Raw genomic sequence first — 15349 nt, 5'->3', positions numbered from 1 at the left:
GCCTTGCTCTTCGGCGAGAACTACGCAGCCAACTGCTCATCTACTGCTGAGATACGGGCTCGATTGCTGAAGTAGATCGGCCCCCTACACCCCCAGACCGCGCCGGTCCGCAGACGACAGCACGATCTGTCCGCCGCTGGTGACCACATCCAGACGGACAGGTTGACCTTGGTCGACAACCCGTCTCCCAGGAGCTTCACCAGTTCACGGACACCACCCGCACGCCAACTCGCCGCCCGATCACCCAAGTCAAATCCGCTCAGTCAAGCGTTGCACATCGTGATCCGGAGGTGGCTCCCGCGGAAACGTGCTGGTCAGTCGAAGATGGCGCAGTTGACCGCGTCCATCAGGGCCGCGCCGGTCTGGTGCGCCTGTTGGGTGAGAGTGGACGTGGCAAAGAAGAAGGCGGCCGTGCGATGGCCGGTGGAGTCGGTGACGTTGTAGGTCGCGTAGCCCGGGACGATGCCGACGTGGTCCCAGACCGTGCCGCAGTCGGTCTTCGCCGTCTCGATGCCCAACCCGTAGCCGAGTTCGTCCGGGTCTCCCGGCCCGTCCTCGGGCACGGTGGTGCGCATCTCGGTCAGTTGGGCGGCGGGCAGCAGGCGGCCCGACATCAGCGCGCCGTAGAAGCGGGACCAGTCACCGGCGGTGGACACGATCGCGGCATCCGCTCCGTCGGCCGTGACGTAGTCGCCGGTGACGTCCACGTGGTCGTCGTGCTGCGGTCCGGCGTAGTTCCTGAAGTCGTCGGGGACGTTCGGTGGCATGTGGGCGGCGTCGGGTTCGTAGCCGTGCGCGTGCCGGTCGTGCCAGGCGGAGCCGGTGGCGTAGAAGGTGTGCCGGAGCCCCAGGGGCCGGGCGATCCGGTCGCGCACCAGCGTCGCGAGGTTCTTACCGGTGGCCTTCTCCAGGACGGCGCCGATCGCGATGTAGTTGGTGTTGCTGTACGACCACTCGGTGCCGGGCTCGAACAGCGCCGGGTGTCTGCTCACCAGGCTCAGGATTTCCGTCGACGTCCATACGTGGGAGTCCCGGCCGGTGAGGGCCGGTGCGAGGGCGGGGTCGTCGGTGTAGTCGAACAACCCACTGGTGTGGTTGAGCAGCATGCGCAGGGTGATCGCTCTGCCGTTGCGCACCTGGCCGGGCAGCCACTTGTCGACCGGGTCGGTGAGGGCGAGTCTGTGTTCAGCGACCAGTTGCAGGACGAGGGTGGCCATCACCGTCTTGGTGTTGGACGCTTCTCGCACCTCGTCGTCCGCCGTGAGCTGATGGTCCTTCTTCGTCCAGGCGGCCTGCTCGGAGATCTCGATGGGCCTGCCGTGACCGTCGTCCACCCGCACGATCACCCCAGGCACTCCTTCTTCCACCAACTTCTGCGCCAACTCCCGCAGGTGAGCGCGTGTCTGCGCAGCGGCGTCCTGTCGGACCGCCGCGAGCGTCCGAGGGCCGACGGCCGCACTCTCGCGGACCGTGTTCGCACTCGACGGGGTCGCAGCGAGGGGCACGACGAGGGCCGCGGACACCGCAACTGTTGCTACTGCGCGAAACCCCGTCAGGTGCGGGCGCCGTCGAACACGCACATTCACACGCAATTTATGCTCCTTCGAGAATCCGGGACGGCCGTCGGGCACGATCGGAGGACGGGGAGGGGAACACGGGAGTACGCCCGGCGAGTTGCTGCCTGGCCCTGGGGCGAAGCCAGCTATGGCGGGCCCTGCACAGCCCTGGAGAAACCTTCGGAGAATAACCCAAGGCGGGGTCGGTACCGCCCCCAACTACGAGACCGGGGAGGGGCAGACGCTGCTGGCCGGGTATGAGAACTCGGCCAAGCCCGATGCCCAGCAGGGAGACCCCAGCGTGAGTGACTTCGTCGTCCAGAAGATCGTCAGGCCTGAACGCGCCGTATCGGGCCCGTGGTTGGAGGTGATCGCCTCGAATCTCGACTACCACCGGGCGACCTTCCTGTGGAAGTGCGAGGGCCTCTCGGAGGCACAGCTGCGGCAACGCCCCCTGGAGTCCTCGGCGTTGACCATGCTGGGCCTCATGCGCCATCTGCAGGGGGTAGAACGCGCTTGGTTCCAGCGGACGTTGGCAGGCACGACGCCTTGCTTCTTCCCGTATCGGACCTACGTCACCGCTGACGGCGGCGAGTGGTACGACGAGTCGGACGCCACGCCGGCCAGGGACGTCTACGCGGACTACCTGAAGGCGTGCGAGGAGTCGCGGCAGGTGTTCGCGGAGGTGACCGCCGACCTCGCGCGCATCATGCCGAACCCGGAATTCGGCGACACCGACGTGCGGTTCGTCCTTGAGCATGTGATCGAGGAGTACGCCCGCCACGTCGGCCACGCGGACCTCCTCCGCGAGGCCATCGACGGCGCCACCGGCGAGTAGCGGACCGCTCGCTCCACGAACCCTGACCTTGTTCTCCGCTCACCGCCGCCTGCCCTGACCGCTGCCCAACAGGCGAAAGTGACGCTCCATCAACTCCCTGATGGTCTCTGCCGTAGGCGGTGATCGTGCCGGTCATGCAGACCAACGCATCGTTCTGGGACTCACTCGTGTTCGACGGGATCGACGACGTGGACGTCGAGGCGGTGACCGCCTTGTTCGGTACGGTCGAGGTGGTGGCGCGCGGTCGGGTGGCCGGCGAGGTGTGTCCGGACTGCGGCCTCTTCTCGGACCGAGTGCATGACCGCTATCGCCGCAGGTTGAAGGATCTTCCACTCGCTGAGCAGGGCTTCGTGGTCCGGCGTTTCATCTGTGGGGCGGCGGACTGTCCGCGTCGGACGTTTGCTGAGCGGTTCTCGTGGCTGGCTGCCGCGTACGCACAGTTCACCACTCGGCTCGACCATGCCCTGGAGCGAGTGGGGCTCGCGCTGGCCGGTCGGGTCGGCGCCCGGCGGGCAGCCCAACCCATCGTGCCCTCCACACTGGAAGCGATCGACGCTCGCGACGCGAGGCTCCAGGCCATCGCCACCTGATGGCGGCACCGGGACACGGTGGCAGCCGAGCGCCGGTCACGCGACAGTTCCACCGTGCACAGCTCGGTGGCCGGCCATGCGGCCAGCCGGTCCTTGTCCTCCTCGGTGTTCGCCCGGAACCCGCACGCCGCCCGACTCTTCTTGCGATGACGCTTGATCCGGTCGTAGTCCGCTCATGCCTCGGCAGGCAAGGGCATCTGGTGGGTCACGTACTCCACCGTCGCCCCGGGTATTTCCTTGGCCGGCTCCGGGAACCGGACCTCCACCAATTGGACTGTCAGCGCAGTCGCCGACACGGTGACCGCCGGCGGTGTTGCCCGCCCGCAGCCCGGCCGGCTGAGGGACCACGATGTCAGCCCGTCTGCTCGTCGCCTGGGGAAGGGATCAGTTCGTCGAAGCCCAGACCGCTGGAACGCTCGCCGCGGCCGGAGTCGCGGTGGATGCTCAGCCATACGACCACTCGGCCGGTTCGGGTCCGGGTCCGGTTGTACGCCGCCGTCAGGCGGGTGCCGGAGCGCGGCACCTCCTCCTCGTTGATGTAGTACGACCGGCCGGCGTCCAGGCCCTCCCGCAGCAGGGCCGTCCTCGGCCGGACCGGGGTGGTGGCGTCGACCTCGCTCGGCATCGACGCTCGCTGCAGCTGCACGTTCCGGTTGTCGCCGGGGATGTGCACCGGGATGAAGGGGATCCAGTTCTCCGGTACCGAACCCATGATCTCGTAGGAGATCGGCGCGTGCGGTGTGTCCGGAGAGCCGGGCTGGTGCAGGCGGCGGCGGAAGGCGAGCGACTCCGCCGCGACCTCGTTGCCGGCCCGGCCCTCGCCGCTCGCCATCCGCACGGTCTGCTCGATGCCCCAGACCAAGTTCGCGCTCTCGTCGCGGACCAGCGAGACCTCTTCGAGCGCCGGGCCGGTCGCGACCTTCGGGGTACCGGGTGGGAGGAGCAGCCCGGCGTCGCCGTCGAGGGAGTACATCGACCAGCGGCGCCGGTCCGTGCCCTCGTTGGCCGGTGTGATCCAGCGGCGCTCACCGAAGACGTCGGTCACCGCCAGGCCCTGGATCTTGGCGAGCGTGCCTGCCGGCAGGTCGCACGGCAGTTGGTACCAGTCGTTGCTGAACACGAGCGCGAACTCGAGGAAGATCAGGCGCGCCAGGTCGGTGCTGTCCGGGGTGACGGCGGCGAAGTTCGTCCGCCCGTCCTCGACCGCCCACCAGCGTGGCAGCGGCATCCCCGAAAACCGCACGGGCGAGGGGAAGACCGTGCGGTTCAGGGCGGGCGGTGCCGTGCCGGCGTCGCCGAGCGAGCCGCCGTCCTCGACCGAGAACGCGTGCCAGTCGAGTTCACCGCCGGGATACTCGGGCGCCGTCAGTACCTGTTCCCCGTCGGGACCGGCGGCGGAGACGGAGAACCGGTGTTCCAGCCGTCGCGGATCCCACGCGTCGTCAGCGCCCGGCTGGTCGATGAGTTCGTCGAACCAGGCGACCAGCCGGAGGCCGAGCGCGTCCAGCGCGTCGCGGTCCTGACGGCGCAGGCCGGAGATGCCGTCGGAGGCGTGGCCGCCGCCCTTGACGTGCTGGTAGAGCGGGTATCCGTCCATGCGCCGGCCGGCCACCGTCTGCAGGGTCGCCCACACCTCCGGATGCGCGGCCGGCGTGTCGTCGGGCCCCGGCAGGGCGATCGGGTAGTCGTGGACGTACTCCTCGGCGACGTCGCGCCGGTTTCGCACCGACGACGCGGCGACCAGCTTCAGCCAGCGGCGGCCGAGCGAGAGCCGCAGGTCGAACGAGATCGGTTCGGCACCGAAGGCGAACGGCAGGGGCCGACGTTCCGCTACCGTCTCCAGCGGACGGTCGGTGGGCAGCGGCTCGGCCTGGCCGCTGCCTGGCCGGAACCGGGTCGGTGGGCTCGCGACGACGGAGTAGGTCGCGGTCACCGGCGAACCACCGTCGGTGCCGTGGAACTCGCCGAGCTGCCACTGCCGGGCCAGCAGCCACAGCGGGTCGCGGATCTCGGCGCGCAGCGCCCGGGCGAAGTCGGTGGTGCGGGGCCGGCCCTCCAGCCGGTTCCACACGCCGACTGTCGGGTTTTCGCGGCGGAGGAGTGCGCCGGCGAGGTCCGCGATGCGGGGCTCAGTCATGGTCTGCCTTCCAGCGCACGTTGGCGATCGCGAGGTCGGTGCTGATGGTGATCGGCTGCTGGGTCGCCGACAGTACGGTCGCCGGCAGCAGTTGGGCGTACCCGGTGCCGTCCAGCTGCGCCGGTTCGACCAGCCGCGTCCGTGCCAGGTCGAAGGTCTCGGTGACCGCGGCGACGAGGTCGGCGACGTCCCACGAACCGGTCCGTACCGGCGGGGCGACGAGCAGCATGCTCTGCGGCGGCTCGGAATCCGGGCTGTCGGCGTGCACCGCGATGCCGGTCGTCTCCTTGTCGGCGGGGAGCACCTCGGTCCACTCGTCGAACAACAGCCCGCACTCGGTGTCGTCGCCGCGCGACGGTTCGTCCGCGTAGTGCGCGGTGAACAGCACACGGTCCTCGGCGAGGTCGGCGCCCACGGCGAATTCCATCCCGAGCCAGTGGTCGTTCGCCCGGAAGGGCAGCTGGATCGGCACCAGTCCCGGTTCGTCGTCCGGTTGACCGGACAGCAGGCCGTCGTCCCCGCGCAGCGCGTCGCTGAGCAGCACGACCCGTTCCCAGAGTCGGGGTACGTCGCGCACCCTGGCGACGCCGTGCAGCCAGTCGTCGACGGGGAAGTCGCGGCGGAACGGCGCCTGGGTCAGGTGCCGGACGAGCTTTCCGCTGTCTCCGAATGCGTCGTGCTGCTCGTCCGCGAAGTCGCCCGAGATGTCGTACTCGGGCACGACGAGGACGTCCGGGCCGAGCATCGCCCGCAGTGCCTCGGTCGAGGCCGACGCGTGGTCCGCGGCTGTCGCGCCGGGCTCGTCCGCGACGGCCAGTGCCCGGTCGCCCGCGGCCACCCGGTCCTGGAGCTCGACGACGAGGGCGCGAGCCCGCGCCAGCAGTTCGGCGCCGAACGCGACCACCCGGTCCTTCAGGCCGGTCAGGTCGAGGCCGGTGGGGTCGATGTCGGTCAGCGGCTGCAGGCGGTCGACCCGCTCCAGCAGGCCGCCGAGCGTCGTCTCGTCCGTTCCGGTGAGGGCCTTCAGGTCGTTCACCCGGCCGGCGAAGATGTTGCGTGCACGGCGGATCGCCGAGAGGAAGTCGCGGGGCGTGCCCGGGGTCACGGCCGGGGTGGTGGTGAGCAGCCGCTCGATCGCGCGCAGCAGGCGCAGCCGTTCGGGGTCCGGGGTGGACTTCGGCAGCTTGTCGTACGCGGCGAGCTGCGCGTCGGCGTCGGCCAGCGCGCGGGCCAGGCGGTCGGCGATCGTGGCCACCGCGGCCAGCACCTCCGCATAGGCACCTCGCCGCCACGTGGTCAACTCGCCCCAACCGCTGCGGAGTACGCCGAAGCCGGCCGAGGCCCCGGCCAGGGCGGCGTACCGGGTGAGGAACACGTCGATCCGGTCCAGTACGTCGTCACGCCGTGGCGGGGCGGGCGCCGTCGGGTAGAGCCGCGCCAGGTCGCCGATGTAGTCGGCCACGTCGCCGGCGAGATCGGTGAGCGACTCGCGGACCTCTTCCGGCCGGCGCCGCGACACCGAGACGCCGTCGTCGAGGGACCGGTCCGGGGTGGTGGGGCCGGCGGCCGGCACCAGGTCGCTCGGCCGCAGGGGGCGGCCGGTGGTCAGCAGCGTCCGCAGGGCGATGATCAGCGGCGAGAGCTCGAAGAAGGTGATCTTGCCGGGGATCCGCTGCGTGTACCGGATGGTCAGCTCGCGGTCGGGCCGCGGGTGCGCGTCGTCGACCACGGCGCCGATGATCCGGTCGTCGAGGTCGGTCATCGCGGCGTCCCCGACCGGCCGCACGGCCCACAGCAGGTCGATCGGCGCCAGTCCGATGTCGTCCTGGGTGACCTCGTGGTCCTGGGCGTGGCCCTTCTCGTCGGTCCACGTGACCAGCGCGGCGACAGTCCCTGGCGACGGCAACAGCGACGGCAGCCAGTCGTTGACCGCCGGCTCGGCCTGGGCCCTCGGCGTGTCCCGGCCGGCCGGATTCAGGCCGGTCTTCAGCCGGAGACCGAACCGGTGGGTGAGCGTGGTCCCGCTGCGCGGTGTCTCGATCACCAAGGGCTCGGGCGGCAGTCCGTCCTTGGCGTAGGAGTCGAGGGTCGCGGCGGCGCGCTCGACGTTGCCGGCCAGTGCCTGGTGGGCGGACTCGGCGACGGCGAGGTCGGCGACCGCGTCGTTGATGTCGAGCAGCCGGGCCGCCTCGGCGGTGATGGCCGCGGCCTGGGCCGGGCTCGCGTCCGGCAGCGTGTCGATGCCGAACTTGTATGTCTGCGGCACATCGTTGCGGGTCAGGTGCCGGACCAGGGCGAGACCGTCGACGACGTTCCTGGCCTCGACCTGTCCGATCTCGACCTGCCCGGGATCCGTGCCGGCCACCGTCTGTTCGATCTTCCCCGCCCGCAGGGGGAACTGCAGCCGCAGTGCCGCGATGAACTCGTCCACCTCGGCGTCGCCGTGCCGGTCGTGCAGGCCGCGCTCGAACCGGTAGCCGAGCAGCGCGCCCAGCGACTGCCCCTGCCGCAGGCCGGCCAGGATGGACAGGGCGGTGCGGACGCGTTCCGCGCTGAGGTCCACCGCGAACGCGCTGGGGTTGCCAGGCGTGCGGTTGGCCACGTACCCGGCCCGCAGTACGGCCGCCGTCCGGGCGTGGCCGGGTGACGGCGTGTGCACGAACCCCTCGTTGCGCGGGTCGTGCAGCAGTGGCTTGCCGCCGGCGAACACCGTCGCGAGCGGACCGGTCAGGGTGACCGGTTCGAGGGTGGTGGTGTCCGGGCGGAGGTCCTCCAGCCAGCCGTACGCACCGAGGTGCAGTCCGGTGCGGGCGGGTGCGGTGCCGTCCGGACCGAACCGGAGCTCGGACAGCCGTTCGGTGGCCAGGCCGAGGCGCCAGGCGTCGAGCCGGTGGGTGGCCAGGTCGAGGTGCTCGGCGAGTACCCGTTCCAGCCGGGCGGTCGGCAGGTCGGCCAGTACGTCCAGGGCCTTGGCCTGCTCGGCGAGCGGGGCCGCGGGGCCCGGCTGGGACAGCGTGTCCGGGATGAAGTCGACGAGCAGCCGGGCCGGGTCCCCGGTGACGGCGGGAGCCGGGGAGTACAGCAGGCGGAACCTGCTCTCGCTTTCCGTGGCGCCGGTCCGGATGTGGACGAACGCTGCGTCCGACGGCGACGGCACGGGCATTCCCGCGGCGGTCGCGAGGGCGCGCGCCGTGTCGTCCCAGCCGAGCAGCACGGCGTGGCGCAGCAACAGGTAGAGCAGCGTGGGCGGGCGGACGTCGTTGGTGAAGCCGAGCTCCAGCCGGATGGTGTCCAGGTGGGTCTGCGTCGGTTTGGCGCCGGCCAGGTCGGCCAGCCAGCGCACGTAGTTCTTCTGGTCCGTGGTGTACGCCCGGATTGGTTCGGTTTCCGACAGCGGGCGGTCGTCGACCAGCGGGGCCAGGAAGGGCTGCTGGAAGTCGGTGAACAGCCGGCGGAGCAGGTCCGGGCCCGGGCCGGGCGCGGCACCGAACCGCTCCAGCAGCGCGCGCACCGGTTGCGGCTGGCGCAGCGCGTCCAGGGCCGGCAGCACGGTTCCGCCCAGCCCGGCCAGGTTCTCCCGGTTGAACAGGTCGTCGACGCTTTGGGCGTACCGCTGGTGGTATTCGGCCGAGGTCGGGTGCAGGGCCAGGAGGTCCAGCAGCAGCTGGTGCGGGTCGTCGGTGTCCTGGCCCAGGTGCGGCACGTGGGTGGCCGCCGCCGCCCAGTCCTCGGCAGCCGCTTTCAGCACCTTCTGCAACGCGATGCGGTGCGTCGCCGACTGCGGGTAGGCGAGCCGGGAGAACGCGGTCGTCGGCAGGATCCCGTACGGCTGCCGCCCGATCTTCACGGTCGGCAGGGGACCGCGGCCGGAGACGTACTTCAGGAAGAAGTCGCGGGTCGCCGCGACGGCGGCCGGGCCCAGGAGCGGGTTCATGGCGGTCTGGAGGAAGTAGCCCCAGGTCGCCGGCCACAGCGCGGTGTTCGCGGCGCGGGCGTCGCGGTGGTCGGTGCCGTCCGCGTTCGGCATCCCGGTCAGCACGGCCGGGTCGAGGCCCAGCAGCTCGACGAGCTGCTGTCCGTCCGTTCGGGTGGTCCAGTCCGCAGGTGCCGCCGCGAACGCCGTCGTGCCGGCCCGCAGGGCGGCGTCCGCCTCCTGGTCCGCGTCGACGCCCGCGGACGCCGCTTCGGAGTTGTTGGTCGGTGTCCCTTGGGGCAGCAGGCTGAACCCGTCCGGACCCCGCAGCTGCCGGGCGACGAGGTCGGCGAGGTCGAGGGCGGTCTTCGCCGGTGTGGACTGCTCACGGAGCCCGAGCACGACCAGCCGGTCGAGCCCGCCGCGGAACTGGTCGGTGAGGGGAATGCGCACGCCCATGCCGACCGCGACCGCCCGGTCGAAGTCGGTGAGCCAGCGGAGCTCGTCCGGGACGTGCAGGACCCCGGTCTGTTCGTTCACGCTGATCTGGTCCGCGGCGGTGGGGTTCGGGCTCACCGGCAGCGTTGCCGGCACCGGGGCGCCGGTCACCGACACCACCTGGGCGCCGTCGACGAACCCGAGCACCCGGAAGCGGTCCGGCAGCAACCGGGCCTGCGCGGCGCCCGTCCAGGAATCCGTGGCCACACTGCCCGCCGCGGGTGCCGGCAGCACGAGGAACGCGACGACGACGTCGTCGATCGCGCTCACCGCGGCACCGTCCACTCCGAACGGGCGGCGGGCGCGGATCGCGTCGGCGCGATCGGTTCGCACGGCGGCGTTCAGGGCGGCGTCCGCCCGCCGCACGGCTTCGGGGTCACCGTGGGCCCGCCAGATCGCGCTCCAGTAGGTGATCGACGGCTGGCGGTCGGCCGGGGCGGGAGCGGTCGTGCTGCGGATGACCAGGACCACGGCACCGTCGGGCACCCCCGCCGGTTCGTCCGCGGGGTTGGCGGGCGTCCTGGTCCGCAGGAGCCAGGACGCCCGTCCGGGGGAGACCCGCCCGGCCAGTTCCCGCCAGGCGGTCTGGAGCTCGACGGCCCGACCGCCCGCGGCCCACCGGGCGGTCCAGTACGCGTCGAGCGCGCCGATCTCGGCGTCGGTCGGCTTCGGTTCGAACTTGTCCACGGCCCATTCGTCGGGGAACACCCGGACCAGGAGCTCGGCGGGGGTGAAGCGGGCCTCGACCCGGACCGGGGCCAGCAGCACCGGGAAGTCGTCACTCAGTGCGGTCATCGCGGCAACATTTCCTGTGCGTGCACGGCCACCAGGACCGGCACTTGGAAGAGGATGTAGGCCAGGTCGGCGGAGCTGAGCCCCGCGGACCACAGCGGCAGGTTGACGTCTTCGGCGCGCTGGTCCTGCTTCTCCGTGTCGTCCGTCCCGTCGAAGCCTGCCAGCGGCACCGTGACAGCCGGGTCCAGGTCGAGGAACCCGCGCCGGCCGGGATCGACGTCGTCCCAGGTGAGGTCGTTCCATACCTCGAGGTGGATGGGCGGCCCGTCGTCGACGCCGAAGCGCGGGTCGCCGGGACGCTCCTTGATCACGAAGAACCAGCCGGCGTCCACGCCGGGGCGGCCCAGCGCCTGGTCGGCGTCCAGGTCGAAGCCGAGCAGGTAGATGTCCGGATCGACCTTCGCCTCATACGTCGGCAGCAGGAGCAATTCCGGCGACGGCAGTCCCGTCGGCGGGAGGTCGACGAGCCGCCGGGGCAGGGTCGGGTCGGGCAGCCCGTCGTGACCCGGTGGCCATTCCGCCTTCTGCGCGTAGATCGCCGCCGTCGGGTACTTCTTCAGCAGCTCGCCGCGGACGACCAGGACGAGGTCGTCGCCCTGGGGCCGGCCGGTCTTGCGGTTCTCGTTGTCGCCGAGGCGGGTAGCCAGGGGCCATTCGTGGATCGGCGGGATGTCGTAGCCCCGCTCGCGGCGTTCGGCCGCGGTCTCCCGCGGCCGGGGCAACGTGGCGACCGGGTCCCAGAACTGCCGGAACGGCGTGCCGCGCTGGTCGGTCGGGTACTCCCGCCAGAGCAGCTCGCGGGCCATCTCGTGGTTGAGTCCCACGAGGTAGGACTCGATGAACTCCCGGTTGTTCGCCAGCAGGGTGATCGAGTTCGGCGGCACCAGGTTCAGGTTCGGGACGAACGAGTCGACCGAAAGCGCCAGCAGCGTCTGGTACACCGGCAGATCGAAGACCGGGTATGCCATCGCCTCGGTGAATGCAGCCGCGAACGGCCGCAGCCGCTCGGGCAGGCTGACCGACCCCTCGAGCAGCGCGCGGGGCACGGTCTCGTCGGCACGCAGGCCGGCGAGCACCGAAGTCGTCGTGCCGAGCAGGTCCAGCTGGGGTGGCCGGCGGGTATTGCCCACCGCGACGCTCGTGTCGAACCCCTGGTGCAGCTCGCGCAGCGCGGCCTTGAACCGGAGGGCCTCCTCGCTGTCGGTGGTGCCGGGGTGCGGCCGGACCAGGTCGTCGACGGCGCGGAGCACGAAGTCCGGGCTGTGCGCCAGGACGTCGACCGGGTCCGCGGCCGGTGGCCGGTCCGGGTGCAGCGTGGCGGCCAGGTCAGCCGGGGTGACCAGCGCCCCGGGCGTGATCTTGACCGGCGCCGCGGTAACGGGGTCGACGGGCGCGTCCATCCGGGACAGCAGGCCGTCCGCTCGCGCGCCGTCGAACGGCAGGGTCCGCATCAGCCGGGAGCCCGGCCGGACGATGCGGCGCATCGCCGGCGACACCGGCGCCGCCGCGACCTGGCTGGTCGCCACCCGGAACCCGACCGCGACCTTGTCCGCAGTGTCGGCGACGAGGCCGGTCCCGGTACTCGCGGTGGTCGTGACCCGGGAGTGGGCCGGCGCGGTGAGGGTCAGGGAGCGGCCCGACAGCGCAGGAGCCGCCGCGAGTGCCGCCGCGCTGCCGCCGGTCGGCGGGTCGACGTGCTTGGCCTGCAGCACGTGCCCCACCTCGCGGGCCAGCTGGGCGGCCCGGATCCGGCCGTTGGCGACCAGCACATCGCCGACCTGCGCCCACGCGGCCGCCATCAGATCTTCCTGGCGCTGCTGGACGACACGGGTACCGAGGTTCGCCGCGACCCGGAACCGCGGATCCAGGTTCAGCCGGTGCACCCAGTTGTGGCTGATCTCGGACGTCACGTCCGTGCCGTTCCCGTCATTCAGTAACCGGGTGGTCAGCGCGTGCCAGCGGCCGTACAGCGGGGGCGTGATGATCGGGTCGGGGCCCGCGCCGTCCGGTCCGGCGGCGAGGGCCGCGGCCGGCCCGGCCAGGGGAGTGGCCGCGTGCGCCGCCGCGGGTGCGTGCCGCTGGTAGTCGTCGGCCAGGTTGAGCACATCGGCCAGCGCCCGCTCGAACGGGTGCGGATAGGGCGGCGCCGAGGGTGGCGTGTCCAGGAAGTTGTCCCAGTTCTCGGCCGGGTCGACCGGCGCGTCCTGCCGTACGGGCACCTTGAGGGCGCCGCCGAGGGGCAGCACCCCGCCGAGCTCGACCGGCGTCTCGATCCCGCGCAGCCCAAGGCCCGGTGACCGGTGCACGTCCATGCCCCGGCGGCCGACCCGCGGGTTGGGGGCCTGCGGCCGCAGCAGCCGGACCAGGAACTCGAAGTCGCCCGCAGTGCCGGTGCTGAAACCCCACCGGTGGTAGTAGGGCAGCCGACCCTCGGCAGGCCGGTTCGGGTAGGACGGGCCCCAGCTCGAGTACAGCGCGCCCGGCGACGACGCGGGGTCGAGCCCGAGGCCTGCGAGGCGCCCGGTTTCGAACGCCGGTACCAAGAACGCCTCGTACGCGGTGTCGGGCCGCAGGCGGCGCGGGCAGATCAGCCGCGAACAGGCGCTGTCCGCGTTCGTGCGCAAGACTTCCGCGAGCGCGGCCAGCGCCGCGACCGTGTCGTCGGTGGCGACCGGATCGGCCAGGGAGCCGTTGACGTGGACGTGTGCCCAGGCGCCGAGCTGGTCGGGCGGCGGCAGCGTGCCGGCCGGGTCGGCCACGGTGATGGCGGGCAGTGGGTGCCCAGATCCCGGCGCCTCCGTGAACTCCGTGCCGGTGGCCAGCACGACGAGCGCCAGCCAGGGCGCGAGCCGCTGGGTGGTCCCGTCCGGGGCGGCCGGGCTGTACCGCCAGACGAAGTCCTCCTCCGAGAACTCGATGTGGGCCAGGAAGTTCGGCTCGACGGTGGTCACGCCCGGGCGCGGTTCGGTTCGCGAGATCGCCCTCGGATCCACCCCGACGACGTCGCCGGGTCCGTAGAGCTGGACGTTCTTCGTCACGGGCGGAAGGGTGATCGTGCCGCCGTCGAGCGCGTCGCCGAGGACCTGGAGCCGCACCGCGACGCCGGCCCGTTCGGCGGTCCCCGGGTTCTCGGTGATCCGGGTGCTGATGCCGGTGCGCAGCCACGGCAGGAAGGAGTACGCGTTGGTCACGGGGTGCTCCCGTCGAACAGTTCGGTGGTCGGGGTGAGCTCGATGCCGGCCGGGTCGGCGGCCGCCAGGCCGGAGCGGACCACACCGCCGGCGACGAGCACCCGGTCGTCGGACAGCGCGATGGCGGCGAACGACCACCGCCCAGTCGTGAGCCCGGCCGCCGGCGACCACTCGTTGCCTGCGACGTCGTAGACGAACGCGCTGCGGTACCCGGCCTCGTCCCGGTCGCTCGCGGACCCGCCGGCCACCAGGACCTGGCCCGGCCCGAACGCGACGGCGCGGTGGAACGCCCGGCCCGAGGGCATCTCGGCCCGCTCGGTCCACGTGCCGGTGTCCAGGTCGTACCGCTCGACGGTCCGCTGGCTGAACGGGTCGAACGGCGCGGCGCCGGGCGAACCGGGGGCGGTGCCGCCGGTGACGAGCACGGCCTTGTCGGAGAGCGGGGTGGCCCGGTGGTGGTGGCGGGCGTGCAGCAGGTTCCCGGTCGGCGTCCACTGTCCCGGCGCGTCGCCTTCGCCCGGGGTGTACAGCTCGCAGAACGCGAGGGCCGCGTCATCGGCTGCCCCGGTCGGGGCGACCCCGCCGGCGACCAGGACGACCCCGCCGGCCAGCAGGACGGCGGTGTGCCCCGTCCGCGCGTCGGTCATGGCGGCGACGGTGTGCCACTCACCGCCGTGGCCGGGGGCGTACCGCTCCGCCGACCGCAACGCGGTGGTACCGCCGCCGGCGCGGGCCGCGCGGCCGCCGGTCACGAGGACAGACCCGTCTGCCAGCAGCGTGGCGCTGTGGCCCCAGCGAGCCGTTTCCAGCGGACCGGTCGCGGTCCACTTGCCCGTGCCGGGGTCGTAGACCTCGGCGGTCCGCAGGCCGGTAGTGCCGTTGAGCCCACCGGCGGCGAGGACCTTCCCGTCGGTGAGGAGGGTGAGGGTGTGCAGCTGCCGGGGCGTGTGCAGGGGGTCCTTGGCCCGCCACTCGCCGGCCCCGGTCGCGGGGGTGAAGACCGCCGTGTCGGGGATCGCGGAGGCCGTGGCGTCGGCGCCGCCGGCGACGAGGACGGTGCCGCCCTGGAGCAGCACGGGGCCGTCGTGCTGGCCGTACCAGGCGGCGGGGGTGATCAGGTCGTGAGCGTCGGTCGTCCACGTCCCGACGGTGGCCGTGGTGAATGTGGTCATCGGGGCTCTCCTTCGTGGATACCCTCGGCTTCGGCCGGGGGAGGAAACGAAGCTCCTGCGAAGCAGGGCAGGGAATGCCGGTTCGCTGTCAGGGCGGACCGGCGTCCACCGTCTACCGGCCGACACCCGCCATTCACACGGGAGCTGATAGAACGTGAGGCATGACGGAGCAGGTCAAGCGGGCGTTCAAGTACCGCTTGTCGACTCGTCTCGTCCGTGAGAACCAAACGGTCGTGATCGAGGACCTCACCGTCCGCAGCCTGCTGAAGAATCACACGTTGGCGCGCGCCATCTCGGACGCGTCGTGGGCGGAACTCCGGTCGATGCTGGAGTACGAGTGCGCCTGGTACGGGCGCGAACTCGTCGTGATCGACCGCTGGTTCCCCAGCTCGAAGCTGTGCGGGGCCTGCGGGATGGTCGCGGTGAGGATGCCGCTGAACGTCCAGGAGTGGACGTGCGACTGCGGCGTTGTGCATGACCGCGACATCAACGCGGCCTGCAACATCAAGGCGGCCGGGCTGGCCGTCTCGGCCTGTGGAGCTGGTGTAAGACCTCAAGGGAGTTCTCCTGGCGGGCAGTCGGCGTTGAAGCAGGAACCCCTACGGCGCGAGCCGTAGGAATCCCCTTCCTTCAGGCGGGGGAGGAAGTCAAGGTGTGTC

At 71.8% G+C, this 15349-nt stretch carries 7 protein-coding genes and 1 pseudogene; 3 read left to right on the top strand and 5 right to left on the bottom strand.

Annotated elements, in window-relative coordinates; translation table 11 throughout:
• Window positions 1–314: 314 nt before the first annotated feature.
• The gene (locus OG496_RS01675) at window positions 315–1523 is read right to left on the bottom strand and encodes a serine hydrolase domain-containing protein (RefSeq protein ID WP_405969221.1); all 1209 of its coding nucleotides are present in this window, start codon (window positions 1521–1523) and stop codon (window positions 315–317) included.
• A 334-nt stretch (window positions 1524–1857) separates the two neighbouring features.
• Between OG496_RS01675 and OG496_RS01670 the strand changes: the two genes are divergently transcribed.
• On the top strand, window positions 1858–2394 hold the full coding sequence (locus tag OG496_RS01670) for a DinB family protein (protein ID WP_405969220.1): 537 nt from the start codon (window positions 1858–1860) through the stop codon (window positions 2392–2394).
• Between the two features lie 134 nt (window positions 2395–2528).
• The gene (locus tag OG496_RS01665) at window positions 2529–2984 is read left to right on the top strand and encodes a hypothetical protein (RefSeq protein ID WP_405969219.1); all 456 of its coding nucleotides are present in this window, start codon (window positions 2529–2531) and stop codon (window positions 2982–2984) included.
• 352 nt (window positions 2985–3336) lie between these two features.
• Here OG496_RS01665 and OG496_RS01660 read toward each other — a convergent pair whose 3' ends face one another.
• The 4 genes from OG496_RS01660 to OG496_RS01645 are packed head-to-tail and all read right to left on the bottom strand — an operon-like array spanning window position 3337 to window position 14690.
• Window positions 3337–5121: a hypothetical protein gene (locus tag OG496_RS01660; protein ID WP_405969218.1), complete on the bottom strand. Its 1785-nt coding sequence runs from the start codon at window positions 5119–5121 to the stop codon at window positions 3337–3339.
• Entirely contained in the window at window positions 5114–10327 is a 5214-nt protein-coding gene (locus tag OG496_RS01655) for a hypothetical protein (protein WP_405969217.1), read from the bottom strand. Before OG496_RS01655 ends, OG496_RS01660 begins: the two co-directional genes overlap by 8 nt.
• Window positions 10324–13518, bottom strand: a complete 3195-nt coding sequence (locus tag OG496_RS01650; RefSeq protein ID WP_405969216.1) for a hypothetical protein — start codon at window positions 13516–13518, stop codon at window positions 10324–10326. The genes OG496_RS01655 and OG496_RS01650 overlap by 4 nt, the downstream gene beginning before the upstream one ends.
• Entirely contained in the window at window positions 13515–14690 is a 1176-nt protein-coding gene (locus OG496_RS01645) for a Kelch repeat-containing protein (RefSeq protein ID WP_405969215.1), read from the bottom strand. The genes OG496_RS01650 and OG496_RS01645 overlap by 4 nt, the downstream gene beginning before the upstream one ends.
• Window positions 14691–14875: 185 nt before the next feature.
• Between OG496_RS01645 and OG496_RS01640 the strand changes: the two are divergent.
• Window positions 14876–15307, top strand: a pseudogene (locus OG496_RS01640) (RNA-guided endonuclease TnpB family protein); the annotation flags it as partial.
• Window positions 15308–15349: the final 42 nt, after the last annotated feature.

The organism is Streptomyces sp. NBC_00988 (assembly GCF_045162645.1).
Classification (GTDB): domain Bacteria; phylum Actinomycetota; class Actinomycetes; order Streptomycetales; family Streptomycetaceae; genus Streptomyces.
Note: the sequence above shows the minus strand (reverse complement) of the source record. Positions and strands in the feature narration are given on the sequence as shown.